This is a genomic window from Alteromonas sp. 07-89-2, from assembly GCF_013113925.1.
Lineage (GTDB): Bacteria > Pseudomonadota > Gammaproteobacteria > Enterobacterales > Alteromonadaceae > Alteromonas > Alteromonas macleodii.
Genome location: NZ_VTYM01000025.1, coordinates 39066 through 56009 on the forward strand (window position 1 = coordinate 39066; position 16944 = coordinate 56009).

Genomic DNA, 16944 nt, shown 5'->3' on the forward strand with positions numbered 1-16944 from the left:
AAAAATTCACATTTTTGTCATTGAGTTATAGGACTTTATCCCCACATTTGGGATATGCTTTAGCGTCTAAAGCAGTATATTGAGCATAGAATTGATATGCACTTATTGAACAGGCGAAGATAAGTGGGCTTTAGACTACAATACTAAACCAACATGGAGACCGTCATGGCTTTTGAATTACCAGCATTACCATACGAACAAAATGCACTAGAACCGCATATTTCTGCTGAAACGCTTGAGTACCACTATGGCAAGCACCACGCTACTTATGTAACTAAGCTTAACGGCCTAGTTGAAGGTACTGACATGGAAAACAAAAGCCTAGAAGAAATCATCAAATCTTCTGACGGCGGAGTTTTCAATAACGCAGCGCAGGTATGGAACCACACGTTCTACTGGCACTGTCTAAGCCCGAATGGCGGCGGTGAGCCAACAGGCGCGCTAGCAGAAGCTATCAACGCGAAGTGGGGCTCATTTGCAGACTTCCAAGCAGCATTTAACGATAAAGCGGTTAACAACTTCGGTTCAAGCTGGACGTGGTTAGTTAAAACTGCGGACGGCAGCCTAGATATCGTTAACACAAGCAACGCGCAAACGCCTATTTCTGGCGACGACCTTACGCCAGTGCTTACTGTTGACCTTTGGGAACACGCTTACTACATCGACTACCGCAATGCGCGTCCTAAGTACCTAGAAAATTTCTGGGCGCTGGTTAACTGGGAATTCGCAAGCAGTAACTTTGCATAAGCCAAAGACTGAGGCGTTAAGCGCCTTGCGCTCTTAACAGCGTACAGTATCAGTTATAAAAAGCCCCGCCTCCAAGCGGGGCTTTTTTTATGCACTGTTGTTCATTAAGTGACACTAAATTCTTATTAAAGTTGCATTTTTCATTAGACGAAAAGATTAAAAACTATACATAATAATTACTATCGTTTTCCCAAATACCTACTAAGCTGAAATTACGGGGTTCCGTATTTAAGGGGTATTCATGGGTATTTTTGAACACTATCAAAGTCGCTATGAAGAGCGAAAACAGGAAGAGTTCACCATTGGGGAGTTCCTTGAAATTTGTAAAGAGGATCAAACCGCTTATGCAAATGCAGCAGAACGTTTGCTGCAAGCTATTGGTGAGCCTGAATTAATCGACACTGCCAACGACCCGGCACTTAGCCGCATTTTCTCAAACCGCGTTATTTCTCGTTATCCAGCTTTTTCAGAATTCTATGGCATGGAAGAGGCCATAGAACAAATCGTTTCTTACCTTAAACACGCCGCACAAGGTCTTGAAGAGAAGAAACAAATTCTCTATTTGCTCGGCCCAGTGGGTGGCGGTAAATCGTCTCTGGCAGAGAGACTTAAAGAACTGATGCAACACGTACCTATTTACATGCTGAAAGGCTCGCCTGTTAACGACCATCCATTCTGTCTGTTTGATGTCAAAGAAGATGGCGACATTTTACAAAAAGAGTACGGCATTCCTAAGCGCTACTTAAAAACCATCATGTCTCCGTGGGCACGCAAACGCCTGCATGAATTCAATGGCGATATTACCCAGTTTAAGGTGGTTCGCGTTTATCCGTCAGTGCTCGACCAGGTGGGTATCGCTAAAACCGAACCCGGTGACGAAAACAACCAAGATATTTCATCTTTGGTAGGTAAGGTTGATATTCGCCGCTTAGAACAATATGCACAAAACGACCCTGATGCTTACAGTTATTCAGGTTCACTATGTAAGGCCAATCAGGGCTTAATGGAATTCGTGGAGATGTTCAAAGCACCGATTAAGGTGCTGCATCCACTATTAACCGCTACACAAGAGGGTAACTACAACCCAACAGAGGGCTTCTCTGCCCTTCCCTTCGATGGGCTTATACTTGCGCACTCAAATGAGTCTGAGTGGCAATCGTTTAGAAACAATAAGAATAACGAAGCCTTCCTAGACCGTGTCTATATTGTAAAAGTTCCGTACTGTTTGCGAGTACGTGAAGAAATTAAGATCTACAAAAAGTTACTAGACAGCAGCGAGCTTAACGGCGCGCCGTGTGCGCCAGACACGCTAGAGTGTTTAGCGCAGTTTACTGTGTTATCGCGCTTGAAAGAGCCAGAGAACTCCAGTCTATTTTCTAAAATGCGCGTGTATGATGGCGAGAGCCTGAAAGACACCGATCCGAAAGCCAAGTCTTATCAAGAGTACCGCGACTACGCCGGTGTCGATGAAGGCATGGAGGGGTTATCCACCCGCTTTGCATTTAAGATTCTCTCCAGGGTGTTCAACTTCGATCACCAAGAAGTGGCGGCAAACCCAGTCCATTTGTTTTATGTACTGGAGCGTCAAATTGAACGGGAGCAGTTCCCTCAAGAAACCGCTGATAAGTATTTGGAGTTTTTGAAAGGCTACCTCATTCCTCGCTACGTGGAATTCATTGGTAAAGAGATTCAAACGGCTTACTTAGAATCGTATTCTGAATATGGGCAAAACCTGTTTGACCGCTATGTAACCTATGCTGATTTCTGGATCCAAGACCAAGAGTATCGCGACCCAGAAACCGGACAGCTGTTCGACAGAGCGTCACTGAATGCTGAGTTAGAAAAAACAGAGAAGCCTGCGGGAATAAGTAATCCGAAAGACTTCCGTAACGAAATCGTTAACTTTGTTTTGAGAGCCCGTGCAAATAACGGCGGCAAAAATCCAGCATGGACCAGTTACGAGAAACTTCGTACCGTGATTGAGAAGAAAATGTTCTCTAACACGGAAGACTTACTGCCGGTTATTTCTTTCAACACCAAAGGCTCTGCAGAGGAGCAGAAAAAACACGACGACTTTGTAAATCGTATGACCGAGAAGGGATATACGCAAAAACAAGTTCGGTTGCTGTGTGAATGGTACCTGCGCGTACGTAAAGCGTCTTAGCGCTAAACGCATGTGGTGCTGAAGCGCGTGTAATGCGTGCTTCAGCACGGGTATTTGTAGTTCACAACAAGACAAGCAGGTGTGTATGGCGCATTTTATTGACCGAAGGTTAAACAGCAAAGGTAAGAGTACGGTAAACCGCCAGCGCTTTATTAAGCGTTACAAACAGCAGATAAAGCGCGCTGTTTCTGATGCAGTGGGTAAACGTTCTGTTACCGATTTAGATTCTGGCGAGCAAATTAGCATTCCAGCCAGAGATATCTCTGAGCCAATTTTTCATACCGGCCGCGGCGGCAGTAGAGATATTGTCCACCCTGGCAACGACCAATTCACAGCGGGTGATAAAATTGATAGACCGCCAGGAGGCGGTGGCAAGGGCGCAGGAGAAGGCGACGCTAGCAATGAAGGCGAAGGCCAAGATGAGTTCGTATTTTCTATATCCAAAGACGAATATTTAGACCTACTTTTTGAAGATTTAGCGCTTCCCAACTTAAAGAAAAATCAATTTGATAAAGTCACCCAATACGAAACCTATCGCGCAGGTTATCAGACCGATGGCGTGCCAAGTAATTTAGATATTGTTCGCTCACTCAAAGGCTCTGTGGCAAGGCGTATTGCCTTAAGCGGAAGTGATAGAAAGAAACTGAGAGAGCTTGAAGAAAAACTTGCACTGCTTATAGAAGACAAGCACGACAATACGTTAGCCATAAATGCATTAAAAGAAGAAATTGAAGCACTTAAAGCCAAAATAGCCCGAGTGCCTTTTATTGATACTTTCGATTTGCGCTTTAAGAACTATGACAAGCGTCCGCTTCCCTCAAGCAAAGCCGTAATGTTTTGTTTAATGGATGTATCTGGTTCTATGGACCAAGCCACCAAAGACATGGCTAAACGGTTTTACATCTTGCTGTATCTCTTTTTGACGCGAACTTACGAAAACGTAGACGTGGTGTACATTCGTCATCACACGCAAGCGAAAGAAGTAGACGAGCACGAGTTTTTCTACTCTCAAGAAACCGGCGGCACTATTGTTTCAAGTGCATTGAAGCTAATGGATGAAGTCGTTCGCGAGCGCTACAGCGATGGGAACTGGAATATCTATGCAGCACAAGCGTCAGATGGCGATAACTGGGCTGATGACTCGCCACAGTGTCGTGACTTGCTTACCGCTAAACTGCTACCCGCAACCCGTTACTATGCCTATATCGAGATAACCGAGAGGCAGCACCAAAGTTTGTGGCGAGAATACGAGAAAGTGGCCGCCACTCACGACAACTTTGTATGTAAGCACATACAAACACAGGCCGACATCTATCCTGTGTTCAGAGAGCTATTCAAACGCTCTGAACAAGATGCGCAGCAAGGAGCCTAATATGACAACCGACGCTATGGCAAAAGAAAACAGCAAGCCTGAAACATCAAAACGCCACTTATTAAGCGATGGGCCCGACTGGACGTTTCCACTTATCGAAGAGTATGAGCAACATATCGATCGCATCGCCAAAAAATTTAAGTTAGACACCTATCCCAATCAAATTGAGGTGATCACCGCAGAGCAGATGATGGATGCTTACGCCAGCATCGGCATGCCGCTTAACTACACGCACTGGAGCTTTGGCAAAAAGTTTATTCAAACTGAGCAACAATACCGTCGTGGACAAATGGGGCTGGCTTACGAAATCGTCATTAACTCTGACCCCTGCATTGCGTATTTAATGGAAGAGAACACCATTACCATGCAAGCGCTCGTTATGGCTCATGCGTGCTACGGTCACAACTCATTCTTCAAAGGCAACTACTTATTTAAAACCTGGACCGATGCCAGCTCTATCATCGACTACCTAGTATTTGCTAAGAACTACATTGCTAAATGCGAACAAAAATATGGATTTGATGAAGTCGAAAATATGCTCGACTCGTGCCACGCGCTAATGAATTACGGCGTTGACCGATACAAACGTCCGCAGACAATTTCGTTACAAGAAGAGAAAAACAGACAAGAAGAGCGCGAGGCCTACCTGCAATCGCAAGTGAACGAGCTTTGGCGCACCCTGCCAAATAGCCCGCATAGCAAACACAAAGAAAAAATTCGTTTTCCACAAGAACCGCAAGAAAACCTGCTTTATTTTATTGAAAAAAACGCACCTTTACTTGAACCTTGGCAACGTGAAATTGTGCGTATTGTACGGAAAGTTTCACAGTATTTTTATCCGCAGAAGCAGACTCAAGTAATGAATGAAGGATGGGCCTGTTTTTGGCACTACCACATTCTAAATGAGATGTATGACGAGGGTTTGGTCAGCGACCGCTTCATGATGGAGTTTTTGCACAGTCATTCAAGCGTCGTTATGCAGCCAGAGTACAACAGCCCTTATTACTCTGGCATCAATCCGTATGCGTTAGGCTTTTCCATGTTCATGGATATTAAACGGGTGTGTCAGTCCCCCACTGAAGAAGACTATAAATATCTTCCAAGTATCGCAGGAAAAGAATGGCTTGAGACCGTGCATTTCGCCATGGAAAACTTTAAAGACGAAAGTTTTATCAGTCAGTTTTTATCGCCTAAAGTTATTCGCGACTTTAAGTTATTCGCCCTTGAAGATGACACCACCAAGCCCTTTATTGCGGTGAGCGCTATTCATGACGAAATGGGTTATCAAATTATTAAAGAGAAGCTGTCTGCTCAATACAATTTAAGTAATTTAGAACCCAACATTCAGGTACATAACGTTGATGTGAGGGGCGATCGTTCGCTTACTCTTCGCTATATTCCTCAGCGAGGAATTCCGCTAGGCGATTCAAAAGATGAAGTCATGCGCCACCTGCACAGGCTGTGGAAATTTGATGTACGTTTAGAGCAAGACAATGGTGATGATGGTATTGACGTGATATCAGAGTGTAAACGTGCACCGCAGGCGTAAGCCTGCGGTCAGCCCTCAGAACAAGATTTTAAGCCGCCTTTGCACTTTCCATTTCTTTTCTGGAACACAGTAACAATGACAGTGCGCCTATTGCTGCAAAAACGGCTGCGGTAACGAACGTCTCATAGGCGTTAGTGCCTTGCTGCCACTGCTGCCCTGCCATGTAGTTTCCAAATGCGCCACCTAATCCAAACGCTATACTGATGTATACCGCTTGCCCTCGGCTTTGATACGCCTTCGGCAGGAACTGGTGGATAAAATGCACCGATACCGCATGCGTTAAACCAAAGCTTAACGCATGAATAAGCTGGCTCAACACAATCACCATAAAGGTATCAGCGAATGCCGCCATGACATACCAGCGAAGCCCTGTCAGTGCGATACTCACAAACAATAAATTCCACACGCCAAACTGGCTAATCAGACGGCGGGCAATAAGAAATATCCCCACCTCGGCAAGTACCCCAAGCGCGATAAAGATGCCAGTTTGTTGGCCGCTGTAATCAAGGTCGCGCATGTAAAGTGCGAAAAATCCGTAATACGCACCAAAGCTAATTTGCAAGCACGCTGAAGCGAATATAAAGATGGCGAAAGGTTTTTGTTTGGCGTATTTCCAAATACTTCCCGCCGTAGACGTTTCAGGTACAGCTTCTTTGGGCGCACGTATGAACAAGGTACTGATGAACAATAACGCGAGTACGCCAATACTGGCGTGCACTGGCGTATCGGTAGAAAAAATATCTAGGGCTTTACCCACACCTACCGTCAAACAAATAAAGCCAACGCTCCCCCATAGCCTTACCTGCCCATACGTGGCATTGGTTTTCGCCACCGTGTTCATCGTGATAACTTCAAGCTGAGGCAACACCGCTGTCCAGAACATCATCATTAATCCGAACGCCAACGTAAGCCCCCAAAAACTGGTGAAGTAAAACACCGAACTGAAAGTCAGTACGGTGAGCAAGCAGCCTAAACGCATTACGCCAATGGCATTACCCGTTTTATCGGCCACGCCAGCCCACAGGCCTGGCCCTAAAATACGCGCTAGCGTTATAACCGCAAAAAGTTCACCGATTTCGGCAGAGGAAAATCCCCGCCCATCAAGGAAGATACCTAAATAAGGCACAAGCACGCCAAGCTGACCGAAGTAAAGCCAGTAGGTGATAGCAAGAATAAAGAGGCCGGTTTTGCTGCTTGCTGGGCTCGCCGCAGTGTTGTTGGCATCGTTTAGGCCATTTGGTGACAATTCACATCTCCATATGCAAAAACGCCACTAGCGCAGAACCGGCAGTGGCGAATGATAAAATTAATTAGCGCAACATGCGCTCATGCAGCGTGTATTTTTAATCCGCGTTAACGTCGCAGTCTTGGCATTGCGGTCTTGCGATTTAAAAAACTGCTATGCCTGACCCGCAATTGGTTTCGTGGTCGACTGCACACCGGCATTTTGCGCGCGGTGGCGCAGCAGATGATCCATCAATACCAGTGCCAGCATGGCTTCGGCAATAGGTACAGCACGGATACCCACACACGGGTCGTGACGACCTTTTGTGACGATATCGATTTCCTCATTGTCTTTATTGATAGTTTTACCGGGAACCGAAATACTTGAGGTAGGCTTAAGCGCCATGTGTACTTCAATATCCTGACCGGTAGAGATGCCGCCTAGCACGCCACCTGCATGATTAGATGTAAATCCTTCAGGAGTAAGCGTATCGCGGTGTTCACTGCCTTTTTGATTTATAACATCAAAACCATCACCAATTTCCACGCCTTTCACGGCGTTAATTCCCATCATGGCGTGGGCGATTTCAGCATCTAGTCGATCGAAAACAGGCTCGCCTAGGCCTACAGGCACATTCTTCGCAACAACCGATACTTTTGCGCCAATGCTGTCGCCTGACTTTTTAAGGTCTCGCATGTACTCGTCCAGCGCGTCTAGCTTAGACTCATCAGGACAGAAAAACGGGTTAGTGTTGGTTACGCTGTGATCAACCTTATCTACTGTTACCGGCCCAAGCTGAGACAAATAGCCTAATACCTCAATACCGTGCACTTCTTTAAGGTACTTTTTCGCAATACCACCTGCGGCTACGCGAATAGCCGTTTCACGTGCAGACGAACGACCACCACCGCGGTAGTCACGGCTTCCGTACTTTTGATCGTAGGTATAGTCAGCGTGGCCTGGACGAAAGCGGTCCTTGATATTGCCGTAATCTTGGCTTCGCTGATCTTTATTTTTAATCAATAAACCAATACTGGTGCCAGTAGTTTTACCTTCAAATACGCCAGATAAAATTTGTACTTCATCGTCTTCTCTTCGCGCCGTAGTATAACGAGAGGTGCCGGGCTTACGTCTGTCTAAATCAACCTGAAGATCTTCTTCAGTGATCTCAAGTCCTGGAGGGCAACCGTCTACTACACCGCCAATTGCAATGCCGTGGCTTTCACCAAACGTGGTTACAGTGAAAAGTTTTCCGAAGCTGTTACCTGACATAATTAACTATTAATCCTTACTACTAAAATACTGTACTAGTGTGTCTTTGCGCACGGCGAAAATACCTGAACCACCGTTATCGAATTCAAGCCAAATCACTTCTAACCCGGGGAACCTTTCGCTCATGTGCACTTCGCTATTTCCAACTTCAACGAATAACCAGCCACCGTCATTAAGGTAAGTTGGCGCCTCTTTAAGCATGATATCAACCAGTTCCAGACCGTCTTCACCTGCGGCAAGGGCAAGCTCAGGCTCGTGGTGATACTCTTCTGGCAAGTCAGCCATGTCCTCTGCGTCAACATAAGGCGGATTAGACACGATAAGGTCGTATTTCTGCCCTTCTAAACTTGAAAACAGGTCAGACTGAATGGGATAAACACGGTGACTAAGACCATGCTCCTGAATATTGATATCGGCCACTTCCAATGCATCTGTGCTGATATCAACGGCATCTACCTGCGCCTCTGGGTATGCATGAGCAAGCGCAATAGCAATACACGCACCGCCCGTGCACATATCAAGAATACTGTTAGGCGTAGATTCTACAAATGGCGCAAACTCTTTTTGAATAAGTTCAGCAAATGGAGAGCGAGGAATGAGCACTCGCTCGTCTACATAAAACGGCATACCGCAGAACCAGGCTTCGTTTGTGATATAAGGCAATGGCATGCGAGTTTGCACACGCTTTAAAACAAGCTCTGCAATCTTCTCTCGCTCGCTTTTCGTTAAGCGAGACGTCATTACGCTGTCCCCAACTTGTTCCAATATAGGATGAGGCAAATGTAAGGCTTGCATAACTAGGCTTGTCGCTTCATCCCATGCATTGTCAGTACCATGACCAAAATACAAAGCCGCATCGTTAAAACGGCTGGTTGCCCATCGTGTCATATCTAACAGGGTATGCAGATCTTCAATGGCTTCTTCGAGGTAAAACTTATCGGTCATGGCGTTTGGGTACATCAAAAATTTCAAAGCTGGTATCATACCCAAACTTCATACCGATTCACATAATTAACTACGTACCGAATCTTTCTATTCGTTATAATTTAGGCGTTTTGAATCGTTAAACTCGAGTGTATTTACCCAAGCTATTGTTGATGAAAACCTTTAAAAAAGAACTCAAAGCATTAAAGAAGCAACTTTCTGAACCTCATCGCCATAAAAGTCAGGCGAGACAGGAAGGCGCCCGTAATGGAAATATGTCTACGAATACCGAGGAAGAGACTTTTTCATTTGCCGATGCAATGCAGGGGGTGACGCCTTTATCACAAGATAAAGTTGAGCCTGATAAGCAAGTTGAGTTATTTAAGAAGTCACAGCAGGTAAAAGGTAAACATCTAAAACACAGCAAGCAATTAGCGGCAAGCTTCGACTTTTCTGATATGTACCAGGCAGCGTTGCCGCAAGAAGGGCCCATGCGCTTTTGCCAAGAAGGTGAGTCTACGCATATTTTGAAGCAGCTGCGCCGTGGCGACTACTCGCCAGAAATGACGTTAGATTTACATGGCCTTACCCGAGAGATGGCAAAAGCCGAGCTTGCCGCACTTATTCACACGGCAAGAAAAGAACTGATAGATTGCGTGTGCGTAATGCATGGTTTTGGTCAAGGCGTGCTAAAAGCCGCCCTGCCCCATTACTTAGTTCAGCACCCACACGTACGTGCGTTTCATCAAGCGCCACTCGAATATGGTGGACAAGCAGCGCTACTGGTACTCATCGACATACCGCTTCAAAACAACAAGCGTTAATTTGCGCATGAGCAGCCATACACGATGATTTATTTGTCTTCATCTGCACTGTTGTGCATAAACAAATAAGTGTAATACATCATCATCGCTACAATAATGCCTATTCCAAGCAGTGAGCCCCATACCACGGGGTCTTTCATCATAGTCCACAACATAAGTAATCTCCTCTTCAACTAAGTGAATAGTAGAAGAGGCGTTGAGTAGAAGTTGTGATCCAGATCAAACTAGGTTTCCGGCTTATGACAGACCACTTAGTGAATTGATCTAGGTCAATTTTGCTATGTATTTGAACAGTCCCATTGCTATCGATGCACTCACTATTATTGATAATTATGACGTCACTTGTAGCGGTTAAAAATATTCAAATTCCCTTCTCGCCCCAACATCAGCTCGGCGCTTCTGCATAGCTCTTCCATAGACTCACTTATCTTAATTTCAAAATTAGGACTGGTTGCTCGCAAGCTGTGATGAAAGATTTTGGCGTTGGTGTGAGTGGCGAGGAGCAGAAAGCCAAGACAGCCATATGATTTTAAGAATGGTAAACGTGAACAAAGTTGCGCCGCTGCAGTGTTAGTGATAGTAAGACTCTTATCAGGTATCGAGAAAATAACCCATTCGTCGAGCTTTCTTCCCTCTTTAACAATGTGTTCAAACCACTCTTCAACGGTTCTCTCTTCATAAACATTGCTTGGTATGTCGAAAAGGACATTGTTTACGTTGAAAAAGCGATATTGGTGCTGACTTCCTACCATGGCTACCTCCTGTTATGCCTTCATAGAATTGGTAGCGTAATGTGCTCACCAAAGATCAATATCGATAGAAGAACAAGCTCGCTTATTTAGACGCGTTATATCTATCGTCTGGCATTATTGAGCTGATCAACGCTGCGGGCTTGCACACTAGCCAGTACTCTTTCACTAAGCCATTGTGTTGCTAAAGTCGTGTCATCAAAATATTCAAATGCGAGTGTTGAAGACTCGTAAACGCGAGACCAAAACTTCTTCTGCATTTCCACACCTTCTGGCTCGTGGAGTACCACTGCTGTGGCAACGAGCCCCAAGGCCACCGCTTTGCTAACAATCTCTTGTCCCGCATTAGTTGCCTGCATTGGCGCAAGCGCCAGACCATGCACATTCACTAAACTGCCCCAACACGGACTGTCGATTGTTTTCCTTTGCGCTCCAACCACACGCTCATACTCTTGCATAAACTCAAGATTGAACGGACCTACTAAGTCTATATGCAGAATTTTTTGCGCGGGTTGATAGTGTGCGTGAACTTCTCCGTGCGCACTGAACCTGTCTTTATCCATATACTCCTCCACTTAAAAAGTATAAGACAAGATGGAATTTTTGCGGTGTTAATTGAACAGCCATATTGAGAAAACAAATTAATTACCAAAAAGGTATTGCAAATAATTCTCATTTACACTATCTTGTAAATGCCTGTTCGACGTTGGGTAAAAAACGGTCTTGGCTTAGCGTCGCTGAGGGATAGACGCCCGTCTATCCCTCAATTTTTTTCTTCAATATATTTTTCTACTTATTTTAATCAACGTTCATAGACGCATAAAAAAAGCGACTATAACGTCGCTTCTTTAATTTAGCTAAACAGCTTCATAAACCAACCTTTTTGAAGATCTTCCTCGCAGGTTTTAAGTTGAGTAGCATAGCGCAGCGAGCGCGCTTTAACTTTTGACGCCACTTTCTTAAGCCACGGCTTTCTATCATAGCTTCTGCGTTTGTACCCGCCCCATCCTTCGTGATAGTTAAGGTATTGCGCGTAGGCGTCCCATTTAGAAATACCGTTCACTTTTTGCGACTTGTAAATAAACCATCCCATAAAGTCGATAGCGTCCTCGAAATCATCACGATCCGCACCACTGTTATCTGTTTCTCTCATATAGTCAGACCAGGTAGGTGTTTTCGCTTGTGAATAGCCATAAGCCGAACTAACACGCCCCCAAGGGATAAGCCCGAAGAAAACGTAATCACGCGGTGGAAGCGCATCGTGGCGGAAGGAACTTTCTTGATACATCATGGCCATTGGAACATGTATAGGCACACCCCATTTATCGCGGGCATCAGCAGCTGCATCATACCAATCGTCCTTTTCGTAGAATATTTCGCACAAATTACTGATGTCTTTAGGAGGCGTAGTTGCACACCCAGCGATAAACAGCGGAAAAAGAACGATGAGAGTTGATAAAAAAACAACCAATTTTTTGAACTTTTGGTTCATAGCTTGTCTTAACTAATGTTCTAGTAAAATGTGTGTTTCCCTGGAACCCTTCGATGCCTGACCTATGTCAGGCATTTTTTTTTGCTGGGGCTTCAGCGAAATAATCACGAATAAATGTATCAAAGTCTTTCACATCAGCAGCTTCTATTTCTTTTTGAGCAGCAAACGACACATCAGCTTGGGCAGCAAAACCAGCAGCATCCGTATCCGTGTATTCAAAAGACTTCATCTCAGCTTGATAAGCTTGTGCCAGTTCTAAGCCCAACACGCCATTATCTTTGTCGCTTTCTAGCAAAGTAGCAAGCAGTTTACCTGACGGCGTTAGCGCCGCATCCGCCACTTTTTCAGCCTCGACGTTCACCGCTTGTGTATAACGCGACGTATCATTGGCCAAATCGAGTAATTCGGCCGCTTGCTCGAAGGACTTAAACAGCGAGGCACACCAGTTAGGTAGTGAAATATTTTCTCCGCCATTTTGCAGGAGCAAATCAGGGTTTCGCCCTTCTAACACCACTTTATTCATATTCTCTTTAGCTTCTTTAAGCTGCGCTTCGTCAAGTTCTGCACTTGGCATTAGTAAGCACGCCACTAAGAAAACATCTAAGAAATCGAATTGCGTCTGTGAAATACCAATTGCCGAAAATGGATTTACATCTAGAGCGCGCACTTCAATGTAGCTGATACCGCGTCTAACCAAAGCGTCTGTTGGCTTTTCCATTGACTGAGTGGGCTGCTTAGGGCGTATAGGCGAGTACAGTTCATTTTCAATTTGAATGATGTTGCGACTTAACTGTTGATAATTGCCCTCTTCGCCTGCAGCAAACTGGCTGAACCGGGATGACGGCGTATTCATCGCATCGCGCAGCAAGGTGACATAGTTGTCTAGCTTGTTGTAACAAATCTTAAGCGATGATTGCTCTGCACTTGTGTAGCCTAAATCACTCATGCGAAGTGATGTCGCGTATGGCATGTATACCGTGCCCTTACCTACCTTTTTAAAAGGTAACGCATGCTGCTTTCCTTTTAAAAACGATCCACATAATGCAGGGGATGCACCGTACAAATAAGGAATAAGCCAACACAACCTGCGGTAGTTGCGGATAAGTCCAAAATAATCGGCTGAAGTCTGCTCTTGAGAATGTTCTTTTCCGTTCAGTTCAGCCCATAGCTTCCAAAACGTTTCGGGAAGAGAAAAGTTGAAATGCACGCCGGCAATTGCCTGCATCATACTGCCGTAGCGGTTTTTCAGACCAATGCGATATACACGCTTCATCTTGCCCACATTTGACTCACCAAAATAGGCGATGGGAATGTGCGCTTCATCATCTATAAAGCATGGCATACTTAGCGGCCATATTTGCTCTTCACCAATATTATCAATAACGAATTTATGGATATCTTTTAACTGAGAAATCGTTTTGGCAGCACTGTTTTCTGGCGGCGTAATGAATTCAAGCAACGATTCAGAAAAGTCTGTGGTGATTGAATCATGGGTTAGCGCAGATCCCAGCGGTTTAGGATGGGGTGTTTGTGCCAACGTACCGTTCGGGTTTATACGAAGGGCTTCGCGCTCAACGCCGCGCTTAATATCTTTTAGCGCAGCGAGAAATTCGGGTGACTTAAGCGCAGCAATGCGCGCTTCAAAACGGGATGAGTCTACAGTCAAAATGGTGGTCCGTTATGTCAATATAGCCCCCTGTTATGGGGGGCAATAATGTAAATTCAACAAAAATCAATCTATCAGTTTAACGTTTCTCGGGTGTTACTCTCTACTGATAACTCGATAATTGGCATCGATAGCGCGTTTAACTGAGGCCAAATTTTAGCTTTATCGCCTACTACAATAATTTGCATCTTATCAAGATTCAAATATTGCTTTGCCAAGGTATCCATCGTTTTCTTATCAATATTGTTGATAATAGCAAGCTGCTCTTCACGATAGCCGTTATCAAGACCATAGCTAAGCAATTGCCTTAAAAAGCGCGCTTTACTGGTAGGTGTTTCAAATTCAAGTGCGTCGCTTAACGTAAAGGCATTGCGCATGAACGCAATTTCTTCCTCAGATACACCTTCAGTGCGGTAGCGATTAATCTCTTTTAAAATTTCAGCGATACCTTCACCTGTGTTAGCAGCAGTGAGGTCGGTACTTGCTTCAAACCAGCCAAGGGTTTTGCCACCAACGAAACCACTATTTGCTCCATAGGTGAAGCCTTTATCTTCTCGAAGGTTCAGATTTATGCGGCTATTAAATGCTCCCCCTAATGGGAAGTTCATAAGGCGAGACTTAAAGTGATCGCCTGTCGCATCAAAAGGTAAGCTTCTATCAACAATAAATACTACCGACTGAACCGCTTCTGGGCTATCCACTAGGAAGATTTGGTTTTCTTCGTACTTGGGAAAGTCGCTGTAATCAGCAAATTCATAGGTATTCCCCTTCCACTGACCAATAAAGTCTAGTGTATTCACCATGTCTTTTTTCGGTAAGTTACCAACAACGACGATACTCGCTTTATCTGGCGAATAGTAATTGGCATAAAACGTTTTAACATCTTCCAACGTGATATTCTGCACAGTTTGCAGCGTCCCTTCATCCGGCAGGCTCACACGGTTCTCTTCACCAAACAAAACGAGGTCACGCGCGCGGCGGGCTAAGCTAGACGGCGTTTTCGCTTGTTGCTGCAAGCCTTGTACAACGCGCTCTTTCATGCGATCGAAATCTTCTTGAGTGAACGCAGGGTTGAACAGCTTTTCTTTTAACAGCGCTAGGGTTTCATCTAAATGCTTGGTTAAAGTAGACACGTAAACCTGTGAGTATCTACCTGCAGTACTAAATCGGATAGCGCTACCCAGTTTTGCAAGTTCGCTGGCTAATTCTTCGTTGCTGTAATGCTTTGTAGTTTCATTCATAAGTAACGCGGTTAAGTAGGCCGTACCCGCTTTACCCTCAGGGTCTAGCAGCATGCCTCCATCCATACCTAATGTAAGCGTTACTGTTGGCGTTTCGGTGCTGGTTACGCCAAGTATTTCAATGCCGTTAGCAAGTTCAGATTCCCAATAATCAGGAACTTCCACAACCGGTGCCTCACCGGCTTTCGGCATTACGCTTCTATCAAAGCTAGGGGCGGTATTGGTAGATAGGGCACTGGTAACAGCTTCGTCATCAGACAAATCTACCGTATCGATTTCAATATTTCTCACCGGACGTTCAAAGGTCTGCTTAGCCGCAGCGAGCTGAACCTGCCCTTTTGGCACCACACTTAACACAACGCTGTTGGCGTCTTTAATGTATTTATTGTAAACACGCATAACGTCTTCAGCAGTTACGGCGTTGTAGCGCGCAATATCTTCGGCAATCAAATCTGGCGTTTGGTAAAAGGTTTCGTTAGCGGCGAGGGCTGACACTTTGCCCGATACACTTTGTAAGCCAAATACCGTACGCGCTTCAATTTGTCCTTTTGTACGCGCTAAATCATCTGCCGTTACACCACGTGTCTCAAACTCTTTTAGGGTTTCATTCAGTACGTTCTGGAGAGTAGAAAGTGAGGTAATTTTTGCAGGGTTAGCCAAAGCGAGTAGCTGGAATTCACAGGCAAGTTCGCGGCAAGGGTGAGACACCACGGCTTGCACCGCCATGCCTTCTTTCACTAGGTTTTTGTAAAACAGTGAGGTTTTTCCACCGCCTAAAATATCGGCCAACACGTCCAGTGGCGCTTCGTCTTCATGGCGACCATACACTGTAGGATAAGTTATTTGCAGAAGCGGAAGATGAACTTTATCTTCTAACGTTACATAACGGGTTTCGTCTAGCGTTACTGGCTGAGGCTCAGGCTCTTCTACTTTCGGTCCTGTTGGGATTTCCCCAAAGTACTTATTCACCCACGCTTTGGTTTTGGCTACGTCGATATCGCCACCAATAGTTAGGACCGCATTGTTCGGGCCATACCAGCGCTTAAAAAAGGCTTTTAGGTCATTGACGTCAACGCGGTCTAAATCTTCTACATAGCCGATAGTCATCCACGAGTATGGATGCCCTTCAGGATATAACGCTTCACCATTAAGCTCGAAACGCAATCCGTAGGGCTGATTGTCCACACGTTGTGCACGCTCGTTTTTAACCGTTTCTCTTTGGTTTTCAAACTTAGTTTGGTCTACGGCTTCTAACAGATAGCCCATTCTGTCAGACTCTAACCAAAGGACTTTTTCTAATTGGTTGGCAGGCACTGTTTCAAAATAGTTAGTGCGATCGGTATTGGTTGTGCCGTTTAAGTTACCGCCCGATTCTGTAATAACCTTAAAATGCTGCTCATCGGCAACGTGTTTTGAGCCTTGAAACATCATGTGCTCAAAAAAGTGAGCAAAACCCGATTTACCTACCTCTTCTCGCGCAGAGCCAACGTGATAGGTAACGTCAACATGAACCAGTGGGTCAGAATGGTCTTCGTGGAGAATGACGGTAAGTCCGTTTTCTAATGTGTACTTTTCGTAAGGAATAGACACGGTGTTGGACGAATCAGCTACTGTGTTTAGTTGGTTATTTGTCTTCTCTTCCTGTACGTGCTGACACGCTGTTACTGCAATGACGCCTATGGTCATAACGAAGGTACGTAGGGTCAGTTTTCCTGACAT

At 45.1% G+C, this 16944-nt stretch carries 14 protein-coding genes; 5 read left to right on the forward strand and 9 right to left on the reverse strand.

Features of this window, described 5'->3' with window-relative positions; translation table 11 throughout:
- The first annotated feature begins 165 nt into the window (after positions 1–165).
- From sodB to F0261_RS15865, 4 genes are all read left to right on the forward strand, one after another.
- Positions 166–747, forward strand: coding sequence for a superoxide dismutase [Fe] (gene sodB, locus F0261_RS15850; protein ID WP_014948764.1), 582 nt, complete (start codon positions 166–168; stop codon positions 745–747).
- A gap of 241 nt (positions 748–988) precedes the next feature.
- Complete coding sequence (locus F0261_RS15855; RefSeq protein ID WP_014975982.1) at positions 989–2911, forward strand: PrkA family serine protein kinase; 1923 nt, start codon at positions 989–991, stop codon at positions 2909–2911.
- A gap of 85 nt (positions 2912–2996) precedes the next feature.
- On the forward strand, positions 2997–4283 hold the full coding sequence (locus F0261_RS15860; protein WP_014948762.1) for a YeaH/YhbH family protein: 1287 nt from the start codon (positions 2997–2999) through the stop codon (positions 4281–4283).
- A 1-nt stretch (position 4284) separates the two neighbouring features.
- Positions 4285–5832, forward strand: coding sequence for a SpoVR family protein (locus F0261_RS15865; RefSeq protein ID WP_171338420.1), 1548 nt, complete (start codon positions 4285–4287; stop codon positions 5830–5832).
- 28 nt (positions 5833–5860) lie between these two features.
- Here the strand turns inward: F0261_RS15865 and F0261_RS15870 are convergent, their stop codons facing one another.
- From F0261_RS15870 to prmB, 3 genes are all read right to left on the reverse strand, one after another.
- The gene (locus F0261_RS15870; protein WP_014978685.1) at positions 5861–7078 is read right to left on the reverse strand and encodes an MFS transporter; all 1218 of its coding nucleotides are present in this window, start codon (positions 7076–7078) and stop codon (positions 5861–5863) included.
- 153 nt (positions 7079–7231) lie between these two features.
- Positions 7232–8329 carry a chorismate synthase gene (gene aroC, locus F0261_RS15875; RefSeq protein WP_014948759.1) on the reverse strand — a complete coding sequence of 366 codons (1098 nt, stop codon included), beginning with the start codon at positions 8327–8329 and terminating at the stop codon, positions 7232–7234.
- A gap of 9 nt (positions 8330–8338) precedes the next feature.
- Complete coding sequence (prmB, locus tag F0261_RS15880) at positions 8339–9274, reverse strand: 50S ribosomal protein L3 N(5)-glutamine methyltransferase (protein ID WP_039226525.1); 936 nt, start codon at positions 9272–9274, stop codon at positions 8339–8341.
- Between the two features lie 152 nt (positions 9275–9426).
- Here prmB and smrB point away from each other — a divergent pair, with 152 nt between their 5' ends.
- Positions 9427–10077 (forward strand): endonuclease SmrB, encoded by a 651-nt coding sequence (smrB, locus tag F0261_RS15885; RefSeq protein WP_014948757.1) that lies wholly within the window; start codon positions 9427–9429, stop codon positions 10075–10077.
- Between the two features lie 29 nt (positions 10078–10106).
- Here smrB and F0261_RS20145 read toward each other — a convergent pair whose 3' ends face one another.
- The 6 genes from F0261_RS20145 to F0261_RS15910 all read right to left on the reverse strand — a co-directional run bounded on the left by F0261_RS20145 (position 10107) and on the right by F0261_RS15910 (position 16944).
- Positions 10107–10232, reverse strand: a complete 126-nt coding sequence (locus F0261_RS20145; RefSeq protein WP_012517787.1) for a hypothetical protein — start codon at positions 10230–10232, stop codon at positions 10107–10109.
- A 183-nt stretch (positions 10233–10415) separates the two neighbouring features.
- The gene (locus F0261_RS15890; RefSeq protein WP_014978684.1) at positions 10416–10829 is read right to left on the reverse strand and encodes a hypothetical protein; all 414 of its coding nucleotides are present in this window, start codon (positions 10827–10829) and stop codon (positions 10416–10418) included.
- A 101-nt stretch (positions 10830–10930) separates the two neighbouring features.
- Positions 10931–11389 carry a hypothetical protein gene (locus F0261_RS15895; protein ID WP_171338421.1) on the reverse strand — a complete coding sequence of 153 codons (459 nt, stop codon included), beginning with the start codon at positions 11387–11389 and terminating at the stop codon, positions 10931–10933.
- Between the two features lie 290 nt (positions 11390–11679).
- The gene (locus tag F0261_RS15900) at positions 11680–12318 is read right to left on the reverse strand and encodes a hypothetical protein (protein ID WP_014948754.1); all 639 of its coding nucleotides are present in this window, start codon (positions 12316–12318) and stop codon (positions 11680–11682) included.
- A 67-nt stretch (positions 12319–12385) separates the two neighbouring features.
- Positions 12386–13984 carry a glutamate--cysteine ligase gene (gene gshA / locus F0261_RS15905; protein ID WP_014978681.1) on the reverse strand — a complete coding sequence of 533 codons (1599 nt, stop codon included), beginning with the start codon at positions 13982–13984 and terminating at the stop codon, positions 12386–12388.
- A gap of 74 nt (positions 13985–14058) precedes the next feature.
- Positions 14059–16944 carry a pitrilysin family protein gene (locus tag F0261_RS15910; RefSeq protein ID WP_171338422.1) on the reverse strand — a complete coding sequence of 962 codons (2886 nt, stop codon included), beginning with the start codon at positions 16942–16944 and terminating at the stop codon, positions 14059–14061.

What these genes read in the sequence shown, in the direction of transcription:
- prmB (WP_039226525.1), bottom strand. Translation starts at nt 9,274, where the DNA reads ATGACCGATAAGTTTTACCTCGAAGAAGCCATTGAAGATCTGCATACC.
- F0261_RS15855 (WP_014975982.1), top strand. Translation starts at nt 989, where the DNA reads ATGGGTATTTTTGAACACTATCAAAGTCGCTATGAAGAGCGAAAACAG.
- F0261_RS15900 (WP_014948754.1), bottom strand. Translation starts at nt 12,318, where the DNA reads ATGAACCAAAAGTTCAAAAAATTGGTTGTTTTTTTATCAACTCTCATC.
- F0261_RS15895 (WP_171338421.1), bottom strand. Translation starts at nt 11,389, where the DNA reads ATGGATAAAGACAGGTTCAGTGCGCACGGAGAAGTTCACGCACACTAT.
- F0261_RS15910 (WP_171338422.1), bottom strand. Translation starts at nt 16,944, where the DNA reads ATGTCAGGAAAACTGACCCTACGTACCTTCGTTATGACCATAGGCGTC.
- F0261_RS15890 (WP_014978684.1), bottom strand. Translation starts at nt 10,829, where the DNA reads ATGGTAGGAAGTCAGCACCAATATCGCTTTTTCAACGTAAACAATGTC.
- aroC (WP_014948759.1), bottom strand. Translation starts at nt 8,329, where the DNA reads ATGTCAGGTAACAGCTTCGGAAAACTTTTCACTGTAACCACGTTTGGT.
- sodB (WP_014948764.1), top strand. Translation starts at nt 166, where the DNA reads ATGGCTTTTGAATTACCAGCATTACCATACGAACAAAATGCACTAGAA.
- F0261_RS20145 (WP_012517787.1), bottom strand. Translation starts at nt 10,232, where the DNA reads ATGTTGTGGACTATGATGAAAGACCCCGTGGTATGGGGCTCACTGCTT.
- F0261_RS15865 (WP_171338420.1), top strand. Translation starts at nt 4,285, where the DNA reads ATGACAACCGACGCTATGGCAAAAGAAAACAGCAAGCCTGAAACATCA.
- smrB (WP_014948757.1), top strand. Translation starts at nt 9,427, where the DNA reads ATGAAAACCTTTAAAAAAGAACTCAAAGCATTAAAGAAGCAACTTTCT.
- F0261_RS15860 (WP_014948762.1), top strand. Translation starts at nt 2,997, where the DNA reads ATGGCGCATTTTATTGACCGAAGGTTAAACAGCAAAGGTAAGAGTACG.